General features: G+C 64.9%; 16 protein-coding genes. 8 read left to right on the top strand and 8 right to left on the bottom strand.

Annotated elements, in window-relative coordinates; translation table 11 throughout:
- Positions 1-33: 33 nt before the first annotated feature.
- From ACRECS_RS08410 to ACRECS_RS08395, 4 genes are read right to left on the bottom strand one after another with little or no spacing between them, the layout of a single operon-like run.
- Positions 34-2,097 (bottom strand): tetratricopeptide repeat protein, encoded by a 2,064-nt coding sequence (locus tag ACRECS_RS08410; protein ID WP_431582511.1) that lies wholly within the window; start codon positions 2,095-2,097, stop codon positions 34-36.
- Entirely contained in the window at positions 2,090-3,451 is a 1,362-nt protein-coding gene (gene prsR, locus ACRECS_RS08405) for a PEP-CTERM-box response regulator transcription factor (RefSeq protein WP_431582510.1), read from the bottom strand. Before prsR ends, ACRECS_RS08410 begins: the two co-directional genes overlap by 8 nt.
- Positions 3,448-5,508, bottom strand: a complete 2,061-nt coding sequence (prsK, locus tag ACRECS_RS08400; protein WP_431582509.1) for an XrtA/PEP-CTERM system histidine kinase PrsK — start codon at positions 5,506-5,508, stop codon at positions 3,448-3,450. Before prsK ends, prsR begins: the two co-directional genes overlap by 4 nt.
- Positions 5,509-5,521: 13 nt before the next feature.
- Positions 5,522-6,910, bottom strand: coding sequence for a TIGR03013 family XrtA/PEP-CTERM system glycosyltransferase (locus ACRECS_RS08395; protein ID WP_431582508.1), 1,389 nt, complete (start codon positions 6,908-6,910; stop codon positions 5,522-5,524).
- Positions 6,911-7,162: 252 nt separating this feature from the next.
- Here ACRECS_RS08395 and ACRECS_RS08390 point away from each other — a divergent pair, with 252 nt between their 5' ends.
- Entirely contained in the window at positions 7,163-8,161 is a 999-nt protein-coding gene (locus tag ACRECS_RS08390; RefSeq protein ID WP_431582623.1) for a mannose-1-phosphate guanylyltransferase, read from the top strand.
- 66 nt (positions 8,162-8,227) lie between these two features.
- On the top strand, positions 8,228-9,184 hold the full coding sequence (locus ACRECS_RS08385) for a bifunctional helix-turn-helix transcriptional regulator/GNAT family N-acetyltransferase (protein WP_431582507.1): 957 nt from the start codon (positions 8,228-8,230) through the stop codon (positions 9,182-9,184).
- Here ACRECS_RS08385 and ACRECS_RS08380 read toward each other — a convergent pair.
- Positions 9,181-9,309 (bottom strand): hypothetical protein, encoded by a 129-nt coding sequence (locus ACRECS_RS08380; protein ID WP_431582506.1) that lies wholly within the window; start codon positions 9,307-9,309, stop codon positions 9,181-9,183. The genes ACRECS_RS08385 and ACRECS_RS08380 overlap by 4 nt on opposite strands.
- Positions 9,310-9,457: 148 nt before the next feature.
- Here ACRECS_RS08380 and ACRECS_RS08375 point away from each other — a divergent pair, with 148 nt between their 5' ends.
- The 6 genes from ACRECS_RS08375 to ACRECS_RS08350 all read left to right on the top strand — a co-directional run bounded on the left by ACRECS_RS08375 (position 9,458) and on the right by ACRECS_RS08350 (position 14,045).
- A complete protein-coding gene (locus tag ACRECS_RS08375; protein ID WP_431582505.1) occupies positions 9,458-9,823 on the top strand; it encodes a hypothetical protein in 366 nt (121 codons plus the stop codon).
- A 35-nt stretch (positions 9,824-9,858) separates the two neighbouring features.
- Positions 9,859-10,227: a hypothetical protein gene (locus tag ACRECS_RS08370; protein ID WP_431582504.1), complete on the top strand. Its 369-nt coding sequence runs from the start codon at positions 9,859-9,861 to the stop codon at positions 10,225-10,227.
- Between the two features lie 79 nt (positions 10,228-10,306).
- The gene (locus tag ACRECS_RS08365; RefSeq protein WP_431582503.1) at positions 10,307-10,672 is read left to right on the top strand and encodes a cupin domain-containing protein; all 366 of its coding nucleotides are present in this window, start codon (positions 10,307-10,309) and stop codon (positions 10,670-10,672) included.
- Complete coding sequence (locus ACRECS_RS08360) at positions 10,672-11,172, top strand: hypothetical protein (protein ID WP_431582502.1); 501 nt, start codon at positions 10,672-10,674, stop codon at positions 11,170-11,172. Before ACRECS_RS08365 ends, ACRECS_RS08360 begins: the two co-directional genes overlap by 1 nt.
- 622 nt (positions 11,173-11,794) lie before the next feature.
- Positions 11,795-13,444, top strand: a complete 1,650-nt coding sequence (locus tag ACRECS_RS08355) for a SulP family inorganic anion transporter (protein WP_431582501.1) — start codon at positions 11,795-11,797, stop codon at positions 13,442-13,444.
- The gene (locus tag ACRECS_RS08350) at positions 13,428-14,045 is read left to right on the top strand and encodes a ParB-like protein (protein ID WP_431582500.1); all 618 of its coding nucleotides are present in this window, start codon (positions 13,428-13,430) and stop codon (positions 14,043-14,045) included. Before ACRECS_RS08355 ends, ACRECS_RS08350 begins: the two co-directional genes overlap by 17 nt.
- A gap of 6 nt (positions 14,046-14,051) precedes the next feature.
- Here ACRECS_RS08350 and ACRECS_RS08345 read toward each other — a convergent pair whose 3' ends face one another.
- The 3 genes from ACRECS_RS08345 to ACRECS_RS08335 form a co-directional block, all read right to left on the bottom strand.
- Positions 14,052-14,585: a hypothetical protein gene (locus ACRECS_RS08345; protein ID WP_431582499.1), complete on the bottom strand. Its 534-nt coding sequence runs from the start codon at positions 14,583-14,585 to the stop codon at positions 14,052-14,054.
- Between the two features lie 11 nt (positions 14,586-14,596).
- Entirely contained in the window at positions 14,597-16,489 is a 1,893-nt protein-coding gene (gene pepF / locus ACRECS_RS08340) for an oligoendopeptidase F (protein WP_431582498.1), read from the bottom strand.
- Between the two features lie 243 nt (positions 16,490-16,732).
- Positions 16,733-18,370, bottom strand: a complete 1,638-nt coding sequence (locus ACRECS_RS08335; protein WP_431582497.1) for a DUF6311 domain-containing protein — start codon at positions 18,368-18,370, stop codon at positions 16,733-16,735.
- Positions 18,371-18,383 lie beyond the last annotated feature (13 nt).

Below are 18,383 nucleotides of genomic sequence, written 5' to 3'. Positions count from 1 at the left end.
GCCCTTCGACAAGCTCAGGGCGAACGGCTGAGATTAAACCAGCGTTTTCAGCAGCGCGGCCGCGGCCTCGCGATCCGTGAAGGTCGGGTCGCTCAGCGCAGCGTCGATCTGCACCCGGGCATCGGCACCGCGCCCGAGATCGGCATAGGCCTGGCCGAGGTGCCAGCGCAGCATTGCATGTTCGGGGGCGATCGAAACCGCCTTTTCGAGCAATTGCACCGCCCCCTTGTTGTCGCCACTCTGATACAGCGCCCAGCCATAGGCATCCGTCGTCGCCGGGTTGAGCGGCGAGAGGCTATAGGCCGCCTTGGCATAGGCCATGCCCGTCGCGTCATCGCCGTCACCGATATAGGCATAAGCGAGTTCGGCCAGCAGCGCGGCGTCGCCATTACCGACGCGCTGGCGCAGGCTTTCCAGCGTCTCGATCGCGGCGTCGAACTCGCCCGCGGCGATCTGCCAATGCGCGGCGAGCCGCTGGCCGGCGATATTCTGCGGATTCTGCGACAGGAACAGCGCAAGGGCATTGGACGCCTCGCCGCGGTGGCCGGCATGGTCAAGCGCGTCGACCATGCGCAGCATGGTCGGCTCATCGAACCGGATATCGGCGGCACGACGATACGCAGCGATCGCCTCGTCATAGCGCTTCATCACCATCAGCATGTCGCCGGTCGCGAGCCAGGCAGCAGGCGCGCCAGGCGCCGTGCGTGTCAATGCCTGTGCCTGAGTGAGCGCGGCGCCATAATCGCCGGCATCGGCCAGCCCGCGCAGAAAGACCACGCGCCGCACCGGATCGTCGGGATTGTCGTTGGCGAGGCTGCCGAGCACCGCGACGCTGTCATCGGCGCCGAACGGCATCGATGCGTCGCGCGCCGGAAAGGCTGCGCGGTCAAGGAATTTGGCCGCCCAGTCGCGCTCCCCGGTGCGTTCGAACGCACGCGCGACAAGGGTCAGCGTATAACTGTCGGCGTCGCTGCGTGCCGCGACCGGGCGCAATATATCGAGCGCGCCCTGCGCATCGCCCGAACGCAACAGCGCCGCGCCGAGCAGGCGGCGCGCAGTGATGTTCATGGGCTGGCGGCCGACCAGTTCGCGCCATTTGTTGATCGCCTGCTCATAGCCGCCGGCCTCATAGTCGAGCGTGCCGCCGAGCAGCAGCGCGCCGGGCAGATCATTCACGTCGTCGCCGATACGCTGAATCAGCGTGCGGGCGAGATCGTAATTGCCTGCCCGCGCAGCCAGCACGGCCTGGAGATAATAGGCCTGGGCACTGCCCGGGCGCGCGGCGAGCGCGCGGCGGGTGGCGTCAAGCATGTCATTGTAACGCCCCACATCGCCGAGCGTGGAGGCATATTCGATCAGCGCGGGATGATAATAGGCATCGCGGGCCAGCGCGGCCTCGAACCAAGGCAGTGCAGCGACCAGGCCATATTGGCCGCGGACCAGCTCGCCGCGCAGGGTCAGCGCCTCGATATTGGCCGGGTCGAGTTCGGTCGCCTTGACCGCCGCCTCGATCGCGCCGCCGACATCGCCGCTGTCGAACCGCACCCGGCCGAGATCGGACCAGGCCGCGCTATTCGCCGGATCGATAGCGAGGAGACTGGCAAGCGCCCGTTGCGCGCCCGGCATGTCGCCCTGCGCGGCAAGCGCGCGCGCGCCGACGCGCAGCGCATAGCCGGAGAAACGCGGCGGCACCGTCGCGATGGCACTCAGCGCGCGCTTGGGGTCGTCCTGCAGCAGATAGGCATGGGCATAGAGTTGCTGCGCACGTTTGGGATCGAAGCCCGCCGCCCTGGCGCGATCAAGCTCCCCCTCGGCACCGAGGCCATCGCCGAGCGCCAGGAAGACGCGCCCAAGCACCGCATGGGCAAGGCCCCAATTGGGATCTTCCTTGATTGCCGCCTGAGCATGATTGCGCGCCGCGCTGATGTTGCCGGTCTTGAGCATCGCCAGGCTCTTGGCGAGCGACAGGCGCGCGGCATCGGCATCGGCCCGTGCCGGGGTCGTGACGGCAAAGGCGAGCAGCACGGCTGCGCCAAGCGACGCGGCAATGGCGGTAGCCAGGCGCCAGAGCGTTTTGGGAGCGGGCATGTCACGCATGGAGATCATAGCTCTTCAACAGGTCGTACAAGGTCGGCCGGCTCACCCCTAGCAGCTTGGCGGTATTGGAAATGTTACCGTCGGCGCGGGCCAGCGCATGGCGGATCGCCTTGCGGTCGGCGACCTCGCGCACGCTGCGCAGGTTAAGCGGGACATCCTCGGCATCACCGGCCAGGTCGAGATCGGCGGCGGTAAGCAGCTTGCCCTCGGCCATGATCACCGCACGCTTCATGCGGTTCTCCAGCTCGCGGACATTGCCCGGCCAGCCCCAGGCGTCGATCGCGGCGCGCGCATCGGGCGACAGGCCAGTGACCGACGAGTGCATGGTCTTGGCGTATTTCTTCAGGAAATGTTGCGCGAGCAGCCCGGCATCGCCGCTGCGCTCCGCCAGCGACGGAATGCGCACGACGATCTCGGCCAGGCGGTAATAAAGATCCTCGCGGAAGCGGCCGTCAGCGATCATTGCGTCGATGTCCTGATGCGTCGCACAGACGATCCGCGTATCGACCGCGATTGGTTTGCGCCCGCCGATCCGCTCGATCACGCGCTCCTGCAGGAAGCGCAGCAGCTTGACCTGCAGCGGCAGCGGAATGTCGCCGACCTCATCGAGGAACAGGGTGCCGCCCTGGGCCAGTTCGATCTTGCCCTCGGTGGTCTTGACCGCGCCGGTGAAGGCGCCCTTTTCATGCCCGAATAATTCGCTTTCAAGCAGGGTTTCGGGAATCGCCGCGCAGTTGATCGCGACGAACGCACCGTTCCGGCGCGGGCTCGAATCATGCACCCCGCGGGCAAGCAATTCCTTGCCGGTGCCGCTCGCGCCGAGCAGCATGACCGAGACGTCCGCCCCCGCGACTCGCTCGATCGTGCGGGTGACCTTGAGCATTTCAGGCGCGGCGGTGATCATCCCGCCCAGCACGGTCGTCCCGGCACGCTCGGCGAGCCGGCGATTTTCCGCCTCCAGCGCATGAACATGGAACGCGCGCGCGACGATCAGGCCGAGCGCATCGATGTCGATCGGCTTGGCGTAGAAATCCCAGGCCCCTTCGGCAATCGCCCGCAACGCGCTTTCGCGCGCGCCGTGCCCCGACGCGACGATGACCTTGGTATCGGGCTTGAGGCTGAGGATCGCCTGCAAGGTCGCAAAGCCCTCGCTCGTGCCGTCGGGATCGGGCGGCAGGCCGAGATCGAGTGTGACGACATCGGGTTCCTCAGCGCGCACCGCGTCGAGCGCGGTGGCGCGGTCGGAAGCGACGACCACGTCATACCCTTCATAGGCCCAGCGCAGCTGGCGCTGCAGCCCGGCATCGTCCTCGACGATCAGGAGCTTGGGGAGCAGTTTCGGTTTCGCGGTCATGCGGCGTGTTCCATTGGTAGCGCGCGGGCGGATGACAGGATGACGCGGAAGCGGGTGCCCTCACCCTCCCGGCTGGTCACTTCGACGCTGCCGCCCATCGCCTGGGCGAGCTGCCGTGCCTCGAACGCGCCGATGCCGAAGCCGCCGGGCTTGGACGAGGCGAAGGGCTTGAACAATTTGTCGCGCAAGAATGCGGGCGACATGCCGCAGCCCTGGTCGATCACGTCGATCACGACATTGGCCGCATCGACCGAGACGGCGATCGTCACCGGCTCGACCGCGGGGCTGGCCTCGATCGCATTCTGCAGCAGATGGCCGAGCAGCTGTTCGAGCCGCGTCGGATCGGCCTGCGCCAGTGCCTTCACCCCGATGACCGCCACCGGATGCTGAGCGCGGCGCCGCGCCGCAACGCGTTCGACCAGTGGCATCAGTTCGACCGGGCGCAGCTCTTCCGCGCGAGCACTGTGATGCTGCGACAGCCGTGCGAGCAAGTCGTTCATGCGCCCGGCCGAATCCTGCAATGTCGCGACCATATCGGCGCGGAAGTCGGGATTGTCGGCATGGCGTTCGGCGTTGCGCGCGACCAGGGTCAGCTGGCTCACCAAATTCTTGATATCGTGCAGGATGAAAGCGAAGCGGCGATTGAATTCGTCGAAGCGCTCGGCATCGGCCAATGCTTCCTGCGCACGCGCTTCGGCGAGATAGCTTGCGGCCTGGCGGCCGGCGATGCGCAGCAGATCGAAATCCTCCCAGTCCAGCGCCCGGTCGATCGGCGGCCGCGCCAGCAGGATCGCGCCCTGCAGCCGGTCGAGATGGACGAGCGGAATCAGCGCCCAGGTGGCGCCATCGTCGAGCATCCATTGCGGCACGCTCGCCGCTTCGGCGCTGGCCTCGGCATCGAGCCCGACATCGCTGCGAATCCGGTCCAGTTCGATAATCCGTCCGCTGGCGACGAGATGGCGGGCGAGGATTTCATCCCCGCCGGACGCGGGTAGCCCGTCCCGAGCCCAGTTCCAGGCAGCACCAATGCCCAGCCCCGCGCCGTCCGGTACGAGCAGCAGGCCGGCGGGAGAATCGGTCAGGTCAGCGACCGCTTTCACGATCCGCTCGTCGAGCGGCGCGGCGCCTTCGGGCTTGCCAAGCGTGTCGGTGAAGCGGGCCCATTCGGCACGGTAATCATAGCGATGATTGAACAGATGCTTGGCCAGCTTCACTTTCGCCCAGGCCTTGAGCCAGGGTGACGAGACCAGGGTCAGTGTCGCCGCCGCCGACCCGAACACGAAAGCGGTCTGGGCAATGCGGACATAAGTGCCGCCGAACGCGGCAATCCCGCTGGTGATCAGCACCATCGTCACCAGCCACAGGATCGTTGCAGCGAGCGACAGCGATTGCCAGGCGACGGTGCGCGACAATTTCAGCGTCCAGTCGCCATTGCGCAGCACCGCCAATGCGAACAACGGCGCAAGCAGCGCCATCACCGCACCACGCAGCGCGACCAGTTCGACACCCCAGCTTTGCGTCAAATAAGCGGTGGCATAGAGGGCGAGATCGAGACTCCACATCACCGCCAGCGCGATGACGACCAGCAGAATGCCGCCACGCGCACGCGGCGCGACCGCAGCATAGAGGTGATGGACCAGCACCAGCGCGCTGACCGCGACCATCATGCGCAGCAGCAACCGGGAAGAGCTCATCGACACGGCGTCGGCCGGGGCCAGGGTGGTTTCCGCGATGGCCAGCACGATCCCGGCCAGCACGATCAGCACGACGACACCGTAGACCGTCGCCACCGCCTTGCCATGCGGCGCGCTCGGGTCGCGCCGGACCAGCGCGAACATGAAGGCGAGCCAGGCGAGATTGCGCCCGCTCTCGGCAATCCGGGCCATGATATCGCGCGGGTCGATCCCCGCCACCGCCAGCGCCCACAAGGCGGTGGCGATCAGGGCGACGACGAAGGTCAGGCGCGGCAAGGCGGTCGCCGCGTCGCGCAATTGCGACACGGCGATCATGCCGAACAGCAGGGCGGCAAATGCGTGGCCCCACAGGATGAGCGTCATCGCCACGGAGCCGTTACCGCGCGCCTTCCGGCCACAGCACGACGCGGATCGTCTGCAGCAGGATCAATATGTCGAGAAAGGGCGAATAATTCTTGGCGTAATAGAGGTCGTATTCGAGCTTTTGCCGCGAATCCTCGATTGACGCGCCGTAGGGATAATTGATCTGTGCCCAGCCGGTGATGCCCGGTTTCACCATATGGCGCTCGGCATAATAAGGCAGCTGCTGTTCGAGATCGTCGACGAATTGCGGCCGTTCGGGACGTGGGCCGACAAAGCTCATCTCGCCCTTCAGCACCGACCAGGTCTGCGGCAATTCGTCGATCCGCACCTTGCGGATGAAACGGCCGATGCGCGTGATGCGCGGATCGTCCTTTTCCGCCCAGACCGCCTGCCCGCCAATTTCGGCATCCTGGCGCATCGAGCGCAATTTGATGCAATCGAAGCCGACGCTGTACAGCCCCACGCGGCGCTGGCGGTAGAAGGCCGGGCCCTTGCTCTCAAGCTTGATCGCGATCGCGGTGAGCAGGATGACTGGTGCGGTCAATGTGAGCAGCAGCGCGCTCGCGACGATGTCGAACAGCCGCTTGAACACGCTCGACAGCATCCGTCCGGACGAGAAACCATCGGAGAAGATCAGCCAACTCGGATTGACGCTCTGCAGGTCGACTCGGCCCGTTTCGCGTTCGAGAAAGGTCGAGATCTCGTTGACGTGCACGCCCGTGGTCTTGATCCGCAGCAAATCCTTCAGCGGGAGCGCGTTGCGACGCTCCTCCAGCGCGAGCACGACTTCGCTGGCGTTGAGCAGCACGACGTGGTCGGCGAGATTATAGATCGCATCGCGCGCGATCGCCTCGGGAATGACCCGCGCGGCTTCGCTCATCGAGACATAGCCGACCACGACGAACCCCGCACCCGGGGTCGCGGCGAGCGCCTTGAGCCGCGCGGCGCGAGCGCCCGCGCCGAGCACCACGACGCGGCGTTTGAACGCCTGTCCGCCGATCATCTTGCCAAGCAGGATGCGCAGGCCGACCAGCAGGACCATCGCCGCGCCCATCGAATAGAGCAGGTTGGAGCGCCAGAAGGTGATCGCCGGCATGACGAAGAAGATCACGCTGAGGAAGATCACGCCGAGCGAAATGGCCACCACCAGCCGCGCCGCGGCATAGCGCAGCGATTGCAGCGAGCTCGCGCCGTAGACCCCGACCGCGATCATTGCGAGTTCGAGCGAGCCGGCAAAGGTCAGCAATTGCGGGATGCGGGTATGAATCGGCTCGACCAGCATCTCGATCTGGTTGGCGCGATAGATCCAGCCGAACTCGGCCGCGGCCAGCAACAGCACGACATCGAACAGGCCGAGCAGCAGCACGGCATGCGGTATATAATGCTTGAACAGCCTGATCATTACGTCGAGTCCCAGTCGGTCCGTGTAAATTTTCCCGACACGTGCGACCGGCTGTCGCAGAAATTGACAAATAAAGGTTGAACGCCGGGATCGGGCTTGATCGAGGACCGTTTGTCTGACGCGTGCGCTGCCCTAAGGAAGATGCGCATGCTGCCCCAAGCAACGGGCGCCGCCAGGAGGATTCGAATGCCGCTTTCCAGACCGATCGTCCCCGTCATCCTTTCGGGCGGATCGGGTACGCGGCTCTGGCCGATGTCACGGCCCGAATGCCCGAAACAGATGCTCGCGCTGACCGCCGAGGAGACGATGCTGCAGCTAACCGCGCGACGCGCGACCGGCGAGCGCTTCGCCGCGCCGATCGTGGTCGCCAATGCGCGCCATGCCGACATGATCGACGAACAGCTCAACGCGGTCGAGGCCGGCGCGCAAGCCGTGATCCTCGAGCCGATGGGCCGCAACACCGCGCCCGCCATCGCGCTCGCCGCGATCGCGGCAGGCGGCGGACCGGCGCCATTGCTGATCATGCCGTCTGATCATGTCATTGCCGATGTCGATGCCTTCCACCGCGCAATCCATGCCGCCATGCCGCTGGTCGCGGAAGGATGGCTGGTGACGTTCGGCATCGCGCCCGACGCGCCCGAAACCGGCTATGGCTGGATCCAGGTCGGGGACGAGATCGCCAAAGGCGTGCACAAGGTGGCGCGCTTCGTCGAGAAGCCGCCTCTGGACAAGGCCGAGGCGATGCTCGCGGCCGGCGACCATGCCTGGAATGGCGGCATCTTCCTGTTCCGCGCCGATATGTATCTCGGCGCCCTCGCCACCTATGCGCCCGATATACTGGTCGCGGCCCAGCACTCGATGGAAAAGGCCGGGCATGAGGGGAACCGAGTCTACCCCGACGCCGACGCCTTTGCCGACTCCCCTGCCGATTCGATCGACTATGCGGTGATGGAAAAGGCCGAGCGGGTCGCTGTGGTGCCGGTCGCGATGGGCTGGAGCGACCTCGGCAGCTGGGACGCGCTCTACACGCTCAGCGCGGATGCCGATGGCCATGCCCATGCCGGCCATGACGGCGGCGAAGTCGTCGCGATCGACACCACCAACTGCCTGGTACGCAGCGATGGCGTGCGTATCGCGATCGTCGGCGTGCAAGACCTGATCGTCGTCGCCAGCGGCAACGACGTGCTGATCCTGCCGCGCGGCCGCAGCCAGGAGGTCAAGAAGCTGATCGAGGCGATGAAAGACACCTGACCGGCAGCTTATTGCAATTACATAACCAGGTATATAACATGCTATCGACTCACTGGAGCGACCGGCATGGCGAACGATATCATGAAGGAAATGGGTTATTTGTTCCTCGGCAGCCGGCTGAAGCGGCTGGCGGAGCGGATGCAGGGCGATGTCGCGAGCATCGCCGAGCGCGCGGGGCTGGCGATCCAGCCGAGCCAATATCCGATCCTGGTGGCGCTTGACCGTTTCGGCACGCTGACCGTCGGCGCGCTGGCCGAGAAGCTGGGCCTGAGCCAGCCGGCGATCACCCGTAACCTCGCCAAGCTGGTCGAACTCGGCCTGATCGAAACAATCACCACGCCGGGCGACCAGCGGCGCAGATCGCTGTCACTGACCGGGGCCGGCCATGACGCGATGGCGCGATCGAAACGCGACGTCTGGCCGCACATCGACGCAGCGGTGGTCGAGTTATGCGCCGGGCTGGATGGTCCGCTGCTCGACCAGATCACGACGATCGAGGATGCGCTCGAAGGCAATTCGATCGAGCAGCGCGTGCTGGCCGGGCCGGCATCCGGCCTTACGATCCGCGAATTCTCCGACGAACTGGCGCGCGATTTCCACGACATCAACGCCGAATGGATTTCGTCGATGTTCCGCATCGAACAGACCGACCGCGAGGTACTGGAGAATCCGCGCGCGCGGATCATCGATCCGGGCGGGGTGATCCTGTTCGTCGAAGCCAGGGATCTCGGCATCGTCGGCGCCTGTGCACTGCAGAAGACCGGGGAGAGCCGGTTCGAGCTGACCAAGATGGGCGTGCTGGAATCAGCGCGCGGCCGCAAGGCAGGCGAATATCTGCTCGAGGCGATCCTGCGCCGCGCTCGCCAGATGGAGATCGAGACGCTCTATTTGCTCACCAATTCGATCTGCGCCGCCGCGATCCATCTCTACGAAAAGCTCGGCTTCGAGCATGATGCGGAGATCATGCGCGATTTCGGCGCACGCTATGAACGCTGCGATGTGGCGATGCGCTATCGGGGTTAGGCCGTAGCGCCCTTCGCAGCCTTGACCGTTTTCGCCTTGGCCGACGCGGCGGCGACCGCAGGCTTGGCGGCGGGGCGTGCGAGCGCGCGATTGCGCCGTTTGTTGGCGGTGCGTAGCTGTCCCATCGGGAAGTCCAATCATGTCGGAGGCAATTGCGATTTCCGGCCAATCGCCGGCCATCGCAATGATGGCCTCATCCATGGTCATGATACGCAATCCGTTACAAGCCTTATCGGTGCCGATAATCTTTGTGAACCGGCGCGATTCCGATAGATGAAAACCATGGATCACGCTTTTGCAGCTCCGAAATATTCCTGGTGGCAACAGACACCCGCCATTCTCGCGCTCATTTTCATTATCCCGCTCGCGATCGTCGTTAAATTGATCACGACGCCGTTCGAGCGGCCCGCCAATCTTTCGGCCGATGAGGTTGCAGACCATTTGCGGGATTTTCTCGACGGAGCAGGTGATGATTATGATTGGGATGATTTCATCTCCATCCCGACCGCCGACCCTGCGCTGGAATCGATCAGGAGTCGGGCGGCGCAATTAACGATGGCGGACGGCGATCTGGCAAAGCTGAAGTCATTGCTTGCAGAGGCCGAGGCGCTTCGCGTGGGCCACCCGAACCAGCGATAGGGCTCACTTAGAAACCGCAATCGGAGGCGAGCTTCATGGGCCAGATACTTTGGACGATCTTTTCAAATCCCCGGACGATCGCCGGACCGGACGATGCGCCCTTCATCATCGTCGCCGCGCTGCTGGTCGCGCTGTTAACCCTCGGCTTCATGGCCATAATCGGCAAACGCATCAGCCGGCTGAGCGGTATACTGGCTGCGCTCATCGGTACGGCCTTCGTACCGGCCCTGATCGTGCTCATCGCAATCGTCTTGCTGGAGCTCGCGCCGAACGGCCCGCCGCCAAATGACGGTCCGGCCATGCTGTTCATGAGCCTGATCGTCCTCGCCATCTGCGCCCTGCCGGTCAGCCTCGCGGCAAGCGCACTATATGTTGTCAGACGTCGACGTGCGAACCTCCGCTAGCGGGAATGGGGTCAATTGCAGACATCGACAGGTGCCCGGTGTATCCTGAATGCCGATAACGATACCGGAGCAGAGAACGATGTTATCCCCCACCACCCTGACCGCCGCTTTCGACCGCGTGACCGATTACTGGTCGCCCAAGGTGGTCGGCCGGGTCAATGATCAGCTGCTCAAGGTCGCCAAGCTGAAGGGCGCGTTCGTCTGGCATGCGCATGACGGCGAGGACGAGCTGTTCTACATCGTCAAGGGCGCGCTGCGGATCGAGTTCGAGGATGGCCCGGTCGAGCTGTCACAAGGCGACTTCCTGACCGTGCCGAGCGGCGTCCGACATAACCCGGTGGCGGACGAGGAATGCTGGGTGCTGCTGATCGAGCCGGCATCGACCAAACATACCGGCGACGAAGTCACCTCACGCACCCGCAGCCTGGCAGAGCAGCTCGGTTAGTGCGCCGTCATCGCGCGAGGACCATCCGCTCATCGGCGGCATTGGCCTGCCTCCTGTTGCTGGGCAGTTGTTCCTATACCTATGAGCTGCTCGCAACGGTGATCAACGGTCGGCTGGCCTTTGTTGTTGATCCGACATCCCGAAAAACGCCGACATGCATCAACGCCATCGACGTGGTCGCGCACGACGAAGCGCGGGCACGGGAGGCGCCGGGCGATGATCCATCACTGATCGGGTCGGGTACGTTCTGGAGCGAGCGGGTCGGATTTGACTGCGTCGACCAGTTCCCGATCTTGTATGGCGCCCTCCTTAAAGGGCGACCGCGTCTCACCGATCAGCAGAGAGGGTCGGTTGCCGCCAAGCCGCTGCGCATTGGCGTCATATACGATGTAATCGTGGTGACCGGCGCGACCGGATATGGCGGCGGCGCATTCAGGATCCTGCCGGACCGGCGCGTGGTGAACGTCCGACCGCCACGGACCTCCGATTCCGATACCTAGACCATCAAGCGCACGATCGACGGCTGCACAGTAATTCTGTCATGCGGGAAGGCTTTGCGCCGACGGCGCAATGGACTGTTGTTTTCGACGCTGAGAAAGAGCGCGCCGGTGCACGTCCGGCACGGGATGACATGCCAGGCCCCGTGCAATGGTTGAATCGCAGCCGGCAACAATGCTGAGGGGCAACGCTGAAGGCGACGGGAGCGACCATCTGATTGGTCAAGCGGCTAGAGATATGGGACACCGGTTGTGTCGTATCTCCTCCACCGCAGCCTCAACGAGGCAACGCATAATATCACTATATATCAAACACTTAATTTAATAATGCCTGAGACAGCCTTCCGCTGTCCTCCTCGCAAGAAAGCACCGGCGCAGGCCGTTCCATCAGGCAACCCCTGAACACGCAGCGCATGCTCAGCCCGGTCCCGATCCCGCTGCTTCCAAATGCAAGGCAGGGCCGCGGTTCGCGCCTTCGCGGGAATGACGGCAGTGGTTCAGCAGATGGTGTCGTGCGACGCCAATCGTGTCAGTTGCTCTCCGGCCAAAAGCGGCGCAGATTTGACCTGCGGATCAGGAGAGACTCGATGAAGCGCACGCTGCGCCCCTCCCTGAACGGCGTCACATGAACCAGCAGCGCGCGGTGCGCAGAGCCGATCTCATCGCCGGCCTGTCAGTTGCCGGCCTGATGCTACCAGAGGCCGTCGCCTATGCCGGGATCGCCGGGCTTGCGCCGCAACATGCCATCCTGGCGGCGATCGTCGGCGCATTGGTCTATGCGGCGATCGGGCGCAGCCGTTTCGCGATCGTCTCGCCGACCTCATCTTCGGCGGCGATCCTGGCCGCATCGCTCGGCACGCTCACCGCCGACCCGGCCGTGAAGGTCGCGCTAGCAACGATCACGGTCGCATTGGTCGGCATTGCCTTTCTTGCGGCCTCGGCGGCGCGGCTCGGCGGGCTGACCGGGTTCGTATCGCGGCCGGTGCTGCGCGGCTTCGCCTTTGGCCTGGCGATCACCATCATCCTCAAACAGATGCCGCTGGTCGTCGGCGTCGCGCCGCAGGCGGGCAATGTCTTCGAGCTGGTTGCCGGCCTGTGGTCCGATTTCGGCGCATGGAACTGGGTGAGCATCGCCACCGGAACTGCGGCGCTGCTCCTGCTCCTCGCACTGCGGCGGCTGCCTTCGGTTCCGGGGGCGTTTCTCGTACTGGTGGCCGGCATTGCCGCGTCGATGCTGTTCGACCTGCCGGGGCACGGCGTGGCGACAGTGGGGCTGATCGACCTGAGCATCGCGATGCCATCGCTGCCGCATATTCCCTATCCGATGCTCACCGGACTGGCCGAGCTGGTCATACCGCTGGTGCTGATTCTGCTCGCGGAAAGCTGGGGGACGATGCGCGCGCTGGCGCTGAGCCATGGCGACCGGATCGAGCCCAATCGCGAACTGGCCGCGCTCGGCACGGCCAACCTTGCCTCGGCGCTGGTGCAGGGGCTCCCGGTCGGCGCGGGGTTTTCCGCCGGCTCGGCCAACGAGGCGGCGGGAGCCAGGACCCGCGCGGCCGGCGCGATCGCCGCGATCGGGCTCGCGCTGCTGATGCTGGCCGGGGTCAGGCTGGTCGCGCATCTGCCGCAGCCGGTGCTGGCGGCGGTGGTGATCGCGGCCTTGTCTCATGCACTCAACCCGCAGCCCATCGTCCGGCTGTGGCGTCTTGCGCGCGACCAATATGTCGCGATCGGTGCGGCAATCGGCGTGCTGGCGCTCGGCGTCCTTAACGGCATGCTGTTCGCGATATTGCTGTCGATCGCGGCACTGGTGCGCCGGCTCGCCTCGCCGCAACTGGTCAGGCTGGGGCGGCTGGGCAGCTCGCATAATTTCGTCGATCTCGCGCGCCATCCCGATGCGATCTCCCTTCCCGGCGTGGCGATCTGGCGGCCGGCCGAGCCGCTGTTCTTCGCCAATGCCGAAGCAGTGCTTGCCCTGATCGCCGACCATCAGGCCGCGGACTCCACCATCACCAATGTGGTGGTCAGCCTGGAGGAGAGCTTCGATATCGACAGCAGCGCGGCCGATGCGCTGATCGAATTCGATGCGCGGCTGCGGATGAACGGCGCGCGCCTGTTGCTCGCCCGCGTGCGTGACAGGGTGCGCGACCTGCTGGCCGCAGCCGGGGCGCATGACCTGGTCGCGCGATCCAGCTATAGCGTGGACGACGCCGTCGCCAGCCTGCCGCAATCACAAGTGCCAACGGGAGCCGCCGATGATCCAGGATCCTGAGCCGCTCCTGCATCCCAGGGAGATCGCCGGCCTGCGCCCGACCCAGATCACGGTCGGCCTGCGCGAGGTCGAGCGCAAGCGCCAGGAATGGCGCCACCGCGCCGACCGCGAGGGCTCCGATTATCTTGGGCGCCACATGCTGCCGGTGGTGATCGGGCCGAAGGATCGCGCCTACCTGATCGACAATCACCATCTTGCGCTTGCGCTGCATCTGGAAGGGGTGAAGCACGTCCTGGTCCATATCATCGCCGATCTGAGCGCGCTCGCCCGGCCCGCCTTCATCACCTTCATGGACAATCGCAACTGGCTGCATCCGTTCGATGCGAAGGGCATCCGCCAGGAGTATGACGACATCCCGAAGCACGTCGCCAATCTGGCCGACGATCCGTACCGGTCGCTTGCCGGAGCGCTAAGGCGCGCGGGCGGCTATGCCAAGGTCGACACCCCCTATGCCGAATTTCTGTGGGCCGACTTCCTCAGGCGGCGGATCAAACCGGGCCGTGTCGATGACCATTTCGACAAGGCGCTGTCCGAGGCGCTGGCATTCGCCAATGGCCATGACACGGCGCATCTGCCCGGTTGGGCGGGGACAAGCGACTAGCGGGGATCAGAGCGCGGTCAGCGTCATGCTGTGGCTGCACCCGCCCGACACGACGATGCGGATCGCGGTCAGGTCATGCGTCTTCGGCGCCGTCGATGCCAGGTCGTCACCGATCGCATTCCGGTCCGCCTCGGAGAGCGGCGTGGCGGGCGCAAGCGTGGCGACCAGGTTCGGCAGCGCGGCCTTGAGCGGCGCGGATTCGCTGCACCCCGTCTTCGGCCGGCTGATCAGGCGGACCTGCCATGCCTTGCCGTCGGGCAGCGCGAAGACCTGAGCGAGGCCACCGGTCGCGGTGATCGTGCGGATCGTCCCGCCGGTGGTCGAATCACGGATGCCGTCCTTGACCGTGCCGCCCTTCCACGGCGCCCCGGCTTCCTCGATCGCCGCCGATGCTCCAGCCAAGTCCGCCGCAAAGGCAGGACGTGCCGTCTCTGGTTCGGTTGTGACATTGTCATAGGTCACATGGGGCAGCGATGCCGGACCGCAAGCCGCCAGCGCAAGGAGCAAGGTCGCTGCAGGCAGGAAGGTAATCGTTCGCATCGTCTCTTTTCCTACGCCATCAACGCTTCGCACTGGTCGAGCGTATCCCTGAAAGTCGCGATAATCGCCTGATACGGCGCCGGCGACGCCATATCGAGCCCCGCGCGCTTGAGCAATGCGACCGGATGATCCGATCCGCCGGCCTTCAGCACGCCGAGATAATTATCCCGCTCCTTCACCCCGCCCTTCAGGATCGAACGCGCAAAATAGGACGCGGCCGAGATCGAGGTGGCATATTGATAGACGTAAAAGCTCGAATAGAAGTGACCAATATACTCCCATTCGGATGCATAAACCGGGTCGATCGCGACCTTCGGACCATGATAGCGCTTGAGCAGGTCGAGATAGATCGCGCTGAACGCTTCGCCCGACAAGCCCTCGCCCGCCTCCGCCTTGTCGTGGCAGGCGAGCTCGAACTCGGCGAACATGGTCTGGCGGAAAAAAGTGCCGCGAATTCCCTCAAGCTGCTGGCCGAGATAGAAGAGCTTTTCTTCCTTCGTTTTCACCCGGCCGACCATATACGCGGCAAGCAATTGCTCATTGCAGGTCGAGGCGATCTCCGCGGTGAACAGCGGATAGTCGGCCTTGTCATAGACCTGCGCCTTGGCGGCGAGCAGCGAATGCATCGCATGGCCCCATTCATGCGCGAACGTGGTCATGCCCTCATAATTCTCGCCGAGATTGAGCAGCAGATAGGGATGCACGTCATAGGCGCCGGGATTCATATAGGCCCCCGAACGCTTGCCCGGACGCGGCAGCGGATCCATCCATTTGCCCGCGGTCGCCTTGCCGAGCAGGGCGACATAATCGGGGCCGAGCGGCTTGACTGCCTCAAGCACGACGGTGCGCATTTCCGGGATGGTGACCTTGCGCTCGAGCGACACGAGCGGCGGGTAGATATCGTAATAGGCCATGTCGGGCAGCTTGAGCAGCCGCCGGCGCAGTTCGAAATAACGGTGCAGTTCGGGCAAGCCCTTGTTGGTTTCGGCGACCAGGGTGCGGTACACCGCCTCCGGCACGTCATTGCCCGAGAGCGAGGCGGCCAGCGACGTCTTGTACTTTCGCGTCTTCATGCCGAACACATCGGCCTTGAGCTTCGACAGATAGGCCGCGCCGAGCGAGTTGCGGAACTGGCCATAGGTCGCCCAGAAGGTGTCGAACACTTTCTTGCGGTCGGCGCGGTTCGGCGCGTCGCGCACCAAAGTATGGCCCTGATCGTCGAGCCGGATCGACTTGCCGGTCGACAAAGTGATGGTCGGCCAGGGGATGTCGGAAGCGACCAGCTGGCCGCGAATATCCTCCGGCCCCTGAAGCGGCGCGCTGGTGCTGGCGAGCAGCGCCTCCTCATTCGCGCTCAGCGTGTGCGGCGCCTGGCGCAAGATGTTGCGCAGCGAGAAATCGAAGCGCGACTTGAGCACCGCATTGGCGGCGATGAAGCCCTCGATCTTCTCCGCACCAATCGCCAATATCTCGGGTGAGAACCAGGAAACCGCCTCGCCATAAGCGGTGTAGAGATCGATCGCCTGCGCCTGACGCTGCTGATTGGCGGCGACGCGGACATCCTCATCGGCCTTGAGGCTGACATAGACATAGATGCGCGCGATCGTCTTGCCCATATCGGACGTGGCGACCATCGCGCTGGCGAGCGTCTCCGCACTGTCGCCGAGCTTGCCGCGCCAGGCGGTGAGCGACGGCACCGCCGCCAGCGCCGCCTTGCGTGCAGCCTCCCAGGCGGCGTCGCTGGGATAGATTTCCGAGAGGTCCCACGCCGCGCCGTTTGCCGGCGGTGCCGTTGCCGCCGTCGCGGCGTCCTGCGCCCAGGCCGGGGTCGCCGCGGCGATCGTGGCGGCAAGAGTGGTGGCAGTCGAGGCGGCAAGTGCCTCGCGGCGAGTCATACTGGTCATGGGTTCCCCCGGATAGCGATGCGATTGCCCGCACTGTGTCGCGACGGGCGGGCAATTGGAAGGGGGTGTATCAATTCTCTAAGGCACCTGGGATCGGGGCGCGGATTTCCCGGCGCTATGGGAAATTCTGGGCGGCCGTCATGAACTGCTCGATTCCGCGTCGGCTCGATTCAAATGATCCGTTGAATGGGCTTTACCTGTGACGCGCACCGCGGAGGGCGCAGAGATCATGTCGCACCTTGCCTAGGCGCAGTGCGCCGCCGCCGGCAAGGGACGCGTCGGTGCGATGACCGCGATACCGTCGATCATTTGTGCGCGCGCCGCGACTGCGGGCGGCGGTGCATCCTTTAAAAAGACGTATAGCCGGCTCGGGTCGATCTCACCGGCGCTGAGCCGCACGGCATCCCGCTCCATCCGCTCGCGGATCGATCGCGGCTCTCGCGAGGCATAGAAATAGCGCAGTGGGACCGGACGACATGCGGTGATCGCACGCCACGAAACTTCCTCCAGCACGGCGAGGTCGCGATAGGCTTCATAGGGATGGATCTCGATCGCCGACGCGCCTGCGACCAGTCCCGCCCAGCGTGGATCGGTGGTGCGATAATAGACGGCAGGCTGATCGGCGCGCGCGCTGAGCCCGCGAATGACCACCAGCATCGGGGCGATATCGATTAGCTGAAGTATCAGCGCGACGGACAATGCCAGCCGCGCCGTCTGCATCCGGCAAACGATCGCAAGGCTTGCAAATGCGATGGCATAATAGACCGGCCAGAACATTCGCCCACTGGCGCGAACCGGATCGAGCACGTCGATCCAGCGTGGCGGCAGCGGGATGGTGGCGATCATCTGTCCTCGCCAAATGAGCGCCGGGCCGATCGCAACCAGAGTCAGCACCGCAAAGGCAGGCAGCAACCAAAGCAAGGAGCGAAGCGCCGGCGCTTCCTCATCGGGTCGGGGCGCGATCCCCCTCGCGCGGGCGTAACAGGCCAGCACCGTCAGCAACAGCAGACCCGCGCCGAGATAATTCATCCCTTCAAAGCCTTGCGCCCCGCGCCATGCGGCCGCCGGCAGCAGCGCGGAATAACCGTCATTGCCGGGATTCCACAGCGCATCCAGCGCCAGCCCGAATCCACCATAGGTGCCGGTCGAGGCCAGCGGTTCGGCGAGATAGCCCAGCCACCATGCCACCGCGACCATCGTGCCGGTACCCAATGCCGCCGTGCCCGCAACCAGGCGCCGCGCCTGTGGTTCGGTCACCGCCAGACGCAGCAACGCGCTGGCCCAGATCGCGGCGACCATGATGAGCAGATAGGGATGGATCAGGCCCGATACCCCAAGCGCCGCCGCCCAGGCAAAGGGCAGGCGAGACCGCCGCCGGTCGATAAACAGCCACAGCGCCCACAGAATCAGCCACTGCGCGCACAGATTGAGATGGCCGTATCGCGCGAACAGCACTGGCGTGCCCGCCAGCAATGCGGTCGCCACAAAGGCGGCCATCCGGTCGCGTGTGAAAGGCCGTATCAGTGCCCAGGCAAAGCTGACTTGCAGCATCAGACAGGCAAACAGCCATAGACCGGCATATTGCCAACCATCCGGCAGCAGCCATCCGGCGAAAGGGCGAAGAACCAGCGCCAGCAGTGGATTGCTGTCGGTCAACGCGACGTTCAGTCCCTCCGGCGCCATCAGCAACGGATCATGCAGCGATGGCCAAAACGCGCGCGCGCGCAGATAGGCGATCAGACCGATGCTGTTCTGGCCATGGTCGTTGCCGTCGAGCAGCCAGCCGACCTGGCGCGGATCGAGCGCGCCGAGATGCATCCACGATGCGAACATCACCGACGCGAGTGCGATAAGGGCAAGCGGAACGTATAAGCGGCGCATCGACCCTGCCTAA

Origin of the sequence: Sphingomonas sp. (assembly GCF_050725575.1) — a bacterium.
In the GTDB taxonomy this organism is placed as follows: Bacteria; Pseudomonadota; Alphaproteobacteria; order Sphingomonadales; family Sphingomonadaceae; genus Sphingomonas.
Note: the sequence above shows the minus strand (reverse complement) of the source record. Positions and strands in the feature narration are given on the sequence as shown.